This window comes from Limnohabitans sp., assembly GCF_044361645.1.
Lineage (GTDB): Bacteria > Pseudomonadota > Gammaproteobacteria > Burkholderiales > Burkholderiaceae_C > Limnohabitans_A.
The window spans coordinates 24,961-31,151 of the sequence record NZ_JBIKIL010000035.1; the positions used below are offsets into that span (position 1 = coordinate 24,961).

General features: G+C 57.4%; 6 protein-coding genes. 4 read left to right on the plus strand and 2 right to left on the minus strand.

Features of this window, described 5'->3' with window-relative positions; all coding sequences use genetic code 11:
* Positions 1-160 precede the first annotated feature (160 nt).
* The 4 genes from ACIQ39_RS07470 to infA all read left to right on the plus strand — a co-directional run bounded on the left by ACIQ39_RS07470 (position 161) and on the right by infA (position 2,357).
* On the plus strand, positions 161-1,270 hold the full coding sequence (locus tag ACIQ39_RS07470; RefSeq protein WP_396433984.1) for a class I SAM-dependent methyltransferase: 1,110 nt from the start codon (positions 161-163) through the stop codon (positions 1,268-1,270).
* An 18-nt stretch (positions 1,271-1,288) separates the two neighbouring features.
* Positions 1,289-1,483, plus strand: a complete 195-nt coding sequence (locus ACIQ39_RS07475; RefSeq protein WP_396433985.1) for a DUF2905 domain-containing protein — start codon at positions 1,289-1,291, stop codon at positions 1,481-1,483.
* Positions 1,484-1,866: 383 nt separating this feature from the next.
* Positions 1,867-2,082, plus strand: a complete 216-nt coding sequence (locus ACIQ39_RS07480; protein WP_396433986.1) for a hypothetical protein — start codon at positions 1,867-1,869, stop codon at positions 2,080-2,082.
* Between the two features lie 14 nt (positions 2,083-2,096).
* A complete protein-coding gene (infA, locus tag ACIQ39_RS07485; protein ID WP_396433987.1) occupies positions 2,097-2,357 on the plus strand; it encodes a translation initiation factor IF-1 in 261 nt (86 codons plus the stop codon).
* A gap of 114 nt (positions 2,358-2,471) precedes the next feature.
* Here infA and ACIQ39_RS07490 read toward each other — a convergent pair whose 3' ends face one another.
* Together ACIQ39_RS07490 and ACIQ39_RS07495 are read right to left on the minus strand one after the other, a co-directional pair.
* Positions 2,472-4,790, minus strand: coding sequence for a CHASE2 domain-containing protein (locus ACIQ39_RS07490; RefSeq protein ID WP_396433988.1), 2,319 nt, complete (start codon positions 4,788-4,790; stop codon positions 2,472-2,474).
* A complete protein-coding gene (locus ACIQ39_RS07495) occupies positions 4,768-6,189 on the minus strand; it encodes a FecR domain-containing protein (RefSeq protein WP_396433989.1) in 1,422 nt (473 codons plus the stop codon). The genes ACIQ39_RS07490 and ACIQ39_RS07495 overlap by 23 nt, the downstream gene beginning before the upstream one ends.
* Positions 6,190-6,191 lie beyond the last annotated feature (2 nt).

The window sequence follows — 6,191 nt, forward strand, 5'->3', positions numbered from 1 at the left end:
TGGTCCGGGGGGCCATGCTTGCTCAAGCATGGATGCCGGGTCAAGCCAAACGCCAATTATCGGCCAAGCCATGGATTCAAACCCACTACCCCGTCACAGTACCCCGTCACAGTACCCCGGCTAAGCCCTGCACGCCTTGGGCGACAATCAGCAGCTGCCCATGTCGAATTTCCATCCCCCTTTTGAATTGACCTCGCTGATCCACCAGGCCATTGCCCGAGCCGGCGGCTGGATCGGGTTTGACCGTTTCATGGCCATGGCCTTGTACCAGCCGGGGCTGGGCTACTACACCAATGCCTTGCAAAAGTTCGGCACCATGCCGTCTTCGGGCAGCGACTTTGTGACCGCGCCGGGCATGTCCCCGCTGTTTGGCCAAACCTTGGCCGCGCAGGTACGCCAAGCCTTGCAGGCCACGGGGTCCAACGAAGTGTGGGAGTTTGGCGCGGGCACCGGGGCTTTGGCCCTGCAACTGCTGGACAACTTGGGCGATGCGGTGCGCCGTTACACCATCATCGATTTGTCAGGCACTTTGCGCGCCCGTCAGGCCGATACCTTGTTGAAACACGCCGACAAAGTGGGCTGGCGCGACGCCTGGCCCGATGCCATCGAGGGCGTGGTGCTGGGCAACGAGTTGCTCGACGCCATGCCGGTGCAGCTCTTGCAGCGTACGCAAGGCGTCTGGCATGAGCGCGGTGTGGTCAGCGTGGCCGAAGCTGATGGCCTTGGCTTTGCCTGGCAAGACCGGGTCACCGATCTGCGCCCGCCTGTGCACATCGAAGGCGAGCACGACTATTTGACCGAAATCCACCCCCAAGCCGAAGCCTTCATCGCCAGCCTGGCCGAGCGCTTGCTGGCTGGGCGGGGTGGGGCGGCGTTTTTCCTCGATTACGGCTTTCCCGAGGCTGAATACTTTCACCCCCAGCGCCTCATGGGCACCGTGATGTGCCACCAGCTGCACCAGGCCGACGGCAACCCTTTGGTGTCGGTGGGTCAAAAAGACATCACGGCCCACGTGAACTTCACCGGGGTGGCGCTGGCCGCGCAAAACGCCGGGCTGCAGGTGCTGGGCTACGCCAGCCAAGCCTGGTTTTTGCTGAATTTGGGCCTGGCCGAACGCATGGCCAGTGCCAACTTGGCCGAACGCAGCCAAGCGCAGCGCCTCATCAACGAGCACGAAATGGGCGAGTTGTTCAAAGTGGTCGGTTTTGCAACCTCGGCCGACTGGGCCGCTCAGGGCTTTGCCCAGGGCGACCGCTCGCACCGCCTCTGAACGGCATCAAGGCTGGCTATGTTGCGTTGGCTCATCGTGGTGTTTTTGGCGCTGATCATTTTCAGCGGCCTGCAAAAATGGCTGCAAAAAATCGGCATCGGCCGCCTGCTGGGTGACTTCCGCTTTCGCCTGTTCGGCCGCGAATTTTTCATTCCCATCACCAGCACCTTGCTGTTGAGCATGGTGGCTGCGGGCATTGCACGGTGGGTCTGATGCCTGTGTGAGCCCTGGGTTGAGGGCCTTCAACCCAGACGTGTTACAGTGCGTCACGCCATTGGCGACTTATGCCCATCTCGCTCTTACCCGAGCCGATAGCGCATCCCGGCAGAGGGATGCCAGTCTTGTCCTCCACTGTGCTCATCGCCCGCCATGCTTTTAAAAGCTGGGCTCAGACGATTTTTTTGCTTCCCTTTCATGCACCTCTGCACGGTGCGGTTGTTCGCCAAGCTTTGCAGCTGGCATTCGAGGGAGCTTTTTGGCAGCAGGACATGCCAAAACCGTTCCGCCAAACAGCCCCCTCGAGGGCCTTGTGTGCGGTTCGACCCCCTTCGTTAAAATACATGACTCTTTTCTATTGTTCACACCAACCCATCAACATGGGAAAATTCCGAATTCAGCCCTGCTCCAGGGCTTTGCCCAATGGCGCATTTGGCGCGCAAGTGTCCGTGGCCAGTGGCCGTGGCAGCGCCAGCACCGACCGTGTGATGCGGTTTGTTCCCGAATTCGCCACACCGGCCGCCGCCAGCCAATACGCCCTCAACGAAGGCATGTTGTGGGTGGAGCGCCAGACGACGAAACCGATCCTGCTTTGAGAAAGACGTTTTAAATGGCTAAAGAAGAACTGATTGAACTGATGGGTGTGGTCAACGAGGTCTTGCCCGACACGCGTTTTCGCGTGACTTTGGACAATGGCCATCAATTGATCGCGTATTCGGCCGGCAAGATGCGCAAAAACCACATCCGCATTTTGGCGGGTGACCGCGTGACGCTGGAGCTCTCGCCCTACGACCTGAGCAAAGGGCGCATCAGCTTCCGTCACTTGGCTGGACGTGCACCGATGGCGCCGCGCCGCCCAGCGGCCCGCTGAGGGCCTTGTTCAGTTTTCAAGTTTTTTGCGCACCACAAATGCCTTGTGCGCGAGCGCTTTGACATTTGCTTTTTACCCGGCAATGCCCGCATCAGGGCAATTGCATTGAGTCACTCAGCCCTCGATCTCTGGGTCGAGTTGGACGTTGGGCAACTCCAACAACAATGTCGCGCAGCCCTGGGTTGAGGCGCGCGGGTCTTCTAAGTCATCCCACCAACTCGCCTGCATGGTCCCACCGTGTCGCGCCATGACCATGCGGACAAACTCCAGTCCAAGGCCAAAGCCTCGCACCATGGGGTCTCTGGGCTCCTCGCCCACGGTGTTGCGAATTTGAACGACCGCGAACCCTTGTGTTTGTCTCTCGACTCTGGACGTGTTCACCCAAATTTGGCCACCGGTTTGTCCGTGGTGCAAAGCATTCACAAGGGTGTTGACCAGTGCCCGAACCACCAAGTGGGCATCGCACTCGATGGCCAGTGGGTAGTCGGTTTCCTCCAGAACAAAGCGGGTGTTTTGTTGTTCTGCCAAGTCCTTGACTTGGGCCAAGGCATCGTCGAGCAGGTTGCTAAGCAAATGCACGTCTTTGTTCAATTCGGCCAATGTGGCTTGGCTGTAGTCAATGAAGCCGTCCATCATCGCCATCAGGCGTTCGGTGTAAGCCACAATGTCGCTCGCTGAGCGGATGATTTGCCGTGCCTCCACCGGCTGTCGCGCCAAGCGCTCGGCCACAGCCGCAATGGCCGCTACGGGCGTGCGCATGTCATGCGACAAAAATGCCAAAGTCTTTTGTCGCTGTTCCTCTTGCTGACGCAGGGGGGTGATGTCGTGAATGCGCAGCATGTGCAGCGGTAAAGCAGCAGGGCCCAAAAGGCTGCTTTCTGTGCACAAGCAATACAGGGTGCTTTTGGGGGAAGTTATGTGTATCAAGCTTGCGGGTGATATGGGCTGCATCGGATCAAAGCCCAGTGCTTGACGCACATCAGCCAGGGTCATGCTTGAAATCTCATCGTCCGAAATTTGCTTATGCCACAACAGCCAGCGCGTCATGCTGGGGTTGGCGGTGACCAGGTGGCCTTGACCGTCGAAAACAGCCAAGGCATCTGGCATTTGCAAAACGATGGCATCGAGCAAGCGCAAGTGGTCATTCAATTCGGTGGTGCGCGAAAGAAGCTGCGAACTGACTTGGTCAATTGGGTCTCGCCACATGCTGGGCTTGTCTTGCTGTGGCGGCGATCTGGGTGGATTTTGCGTTGCGCCCAATTTAAAGGACGTTTGTGACAACAGTCTGAGTTGCAGTTTCATGAAGCTCAAGGCGTGTTCGAGCTTGCGTGAAACCAAGTAAAGCCACCCAAAGGGCAGGGCCAAACAAAACGGGATGGCCCCCAACCACCAGTTAAATTCGGCCAAACTCAAGCTCATCAAGGCCATGACCAAGCCAATGCAAACCGCATGCAAGCGCAGCATCACGCCACTGCGCCAGGCGCAAGTGAGCAGTATCAAAACCATCAGCATGCCGGCGCTGAGTGCAAACACGTGCAGGCGTGGTGCTGCGTTCACCCACTTGTCATTTAACACGTTGTTCAAGTCACCGGCCAACAGATAGACCCCTGGAATCGGCATCCCGGTCAGGCCTGTTTGGGGGGTGACATGCATGTCTCCCAAGCTGCTGGCTGTGGCCCCGACCAGCACCCATTTGTCCCGCATCATGGCCAGAGAAAAATTGGGGTCCAGTGCTTGAGACAAAGACAAGCTGGGAAAACCACCATCCGGATTCATCCTGCGCGTCAACACTTCGGTTTGCGCAGGGGGTGGGCGGCGTATTCTTTGTTGACCCACCAAGGCCATGGCCACCGCCATGTGGGGCATGCCATCAAGCCAAGGCTGCATGCCTCGGACCACGCCGTCGCTGTGAAAGCGCAAGTGAATATGTCCCAGTGCAGCGGCACCGGACAAAGAAGCCGTCGGCCTTTGCCACAAATGTTCAGGCGCAGCACCGGCGATTTTCGCTGTCTCTGTTGGATCCGTTTGGCGTGTCGCCAGCACCACCGGCAGTTGTTGCATGGCCAGGGACATTTCGGCATCCTCTGGTCTTGCATCCAAAAAGAGGATGTCCATGCCCACCACCCTGGGCCTATGCTCTGGGTGCGCTAAACGATGCAGCAATTGCGCATAGTGGCTGCGCGAAATTGGCCACCCGCCCAATTCGGCAATGCTGAGTTCATCGAGCGTAATCACCACAATATCGCTCGAATGGGTGATTTCGGCCCACTTAAAAACCTGATCGTCTAATTTGTAGACCAAGGACTGGCCCAGCTGGGACCAAGTCAAAAAGCTCAACACCAGCAGGGGCAGTGCCACCGCCAAGATGCGGTCAATCAGTTGACGCGCATTCTGGGTCAGGCTTTTGGGCTCAAGGTTTACCGGTGTAGACATTGACAAGCTGGAACTGCCCCGTTTGGGATACCCAATGCTCAGGATTTCCAGATTCTCCGTGCTCTGGTAAATGGCTCAAGTGGTAGCGGTATGCCCCGGGTTTCAGGCCACCGACCCACAAGGTCCCGTTGTCAGGCGCTGTCACGAAGAACCGCATGTCTGTGGTGTTTGACGCACCCCTGTTTTCAAGGGAGAGTGTCAGGCGCATAGGCCGACCGTTGAAAAAGCTGGTGTCAAATGCTGCGCTGCAAAATCCGCCTTGGATTCCAGCACTTTCATGGCACATGGCGTACGTGTGCTCAAGTCCTTGTAAGCCTGCAGAATCGATGCTGGAGACAAACCAAACTTGTGCCATGGTGCTCAGCATGCGTGTGGGCAATTTCAAAGGCTGTGCGCTCAGCTCGCCGTTCATCGAGAAGTGGTTGACGCTTGGGTTTTGCCGCCAGCTGTAGGCGACGGCCTTGGGCTCTTGTGCAAACAACAGGTTGCCTGAGCCTGAAGGGTTTTGAGGCAGAAACTGTTGGAATTGGGGCGCAGCGGGCAGCGCAGTCGGCATTGCGCTGGTCCCTCGGGCGTCCACCCACTGACCGATGCCAGTTTGCAGCTGACTGGTGGTGTTGTCGTTCAGGCCTTGTTGCTGCACTTCACCTTCAATCACCTCGAATCGGCTGATCTGGGTGTCGTCAAAGCCCACGCGAAACTGTGTGCCTCGAACCCCTGCAATTGCTTGGGGCGTTTGCACTTCAAAGTTTGAGCCGGACGGCCTTTTTTTCAGCACATCCACACCCATGCGTCCTTGCAATAGTTTGAAGCGAACCTGCGGCAAGCCAGAAACATTTGGAATCCGCAAGCGCTCGATTTTTACGCTCGCGCCAGAGGGCAGGTGAACGCGCGACCCGTCCGGCATGCTGAGTGTCAATTGACAACCGGCTGGCACTCGCAATACGGCACCTTCACCCACCCCATCGCCGACTTGAAGGGCTTTGGACACAGGGTGTGTTGTATCCGGCCAAAAAGCCCCTTTGCATAACACTTGGCTGACCTTGGCGCTTTGGCTCTGTGACCTGAGCCAGGCCAAGGGGACTTGCACTGTTTGTCCCGTTTTTAACTGGAGCAAATCAACATCGGGGTTGATTTGCTTCAGGTGAAGCAAGGCGCTGTTGGCATCGTTTGGCAACTTCAGCAAAAATACGACCAAATTGCTGAGCTGGTCTCCCGGTGGTATTTTGTAATCGAACAAGCTTTCAGAGGGCGCTTTTTGACTCGATGCCGGTGCCATGACCGACAAAAGCACGAGCCCGAAAAGCCCATGAACGAGGCCAGCAAACTTGATAGGGGGTAAGAGAATGTTTCGCATGAGATCAGTGTGTTGCGCCGGCTTCCAGATTGGTGGGCTCATCG

What these genes read in the sequence shown, in the direction of transcription:
- infA (WP_396433987.1), top strand. Translation starts at nt 2,097, where the DNA reads ATGGCTAAAGAAGAACTGATTGAACTGATGGGTGTGGTCAACGAGGTC.
- ACIQ39_RS07495 (WP_396433989.1), bottom strand. Translation starts at nt 6,189, where the DNA reads ATGAGCCCACCAATCTGGAAGCCGGCGCAACACACTGATCTCATGCGA.
- ACIQ39_RS07490 (WP_396433988.1), bottom strand. Translation starts at nt 4,790, where the DNA reads ATGTCTACACCGGTAAACCTTGAGCCCAAAAGCCTGACCCAGAATGCG.
- ACIQ39_RS07470 (WP_396433984.1), top strand. Translation starts at nt 161, where the DNA reads ATGTCGAATTTCCATCCCCCTTTTGAATTGACCTCGCTGATCCACCAG.
- ACIQ39_RS07475 (WP_396433985.1), top strand. Translation starts at nt 1,289, where the DNA reads ATGTTGCGTTGGCTCATCGTGGTGTTTTTGGCGCTGATCATTTTCAGC.
- ACIQ39_RS07480 (WP_396433986.1), top strand. Translation starts at nt 1,867, where the DNA reads ATGGGAAAATTCCGAATTCAGCCCTGCTCCAGGGCTTTGCCCAATGGC.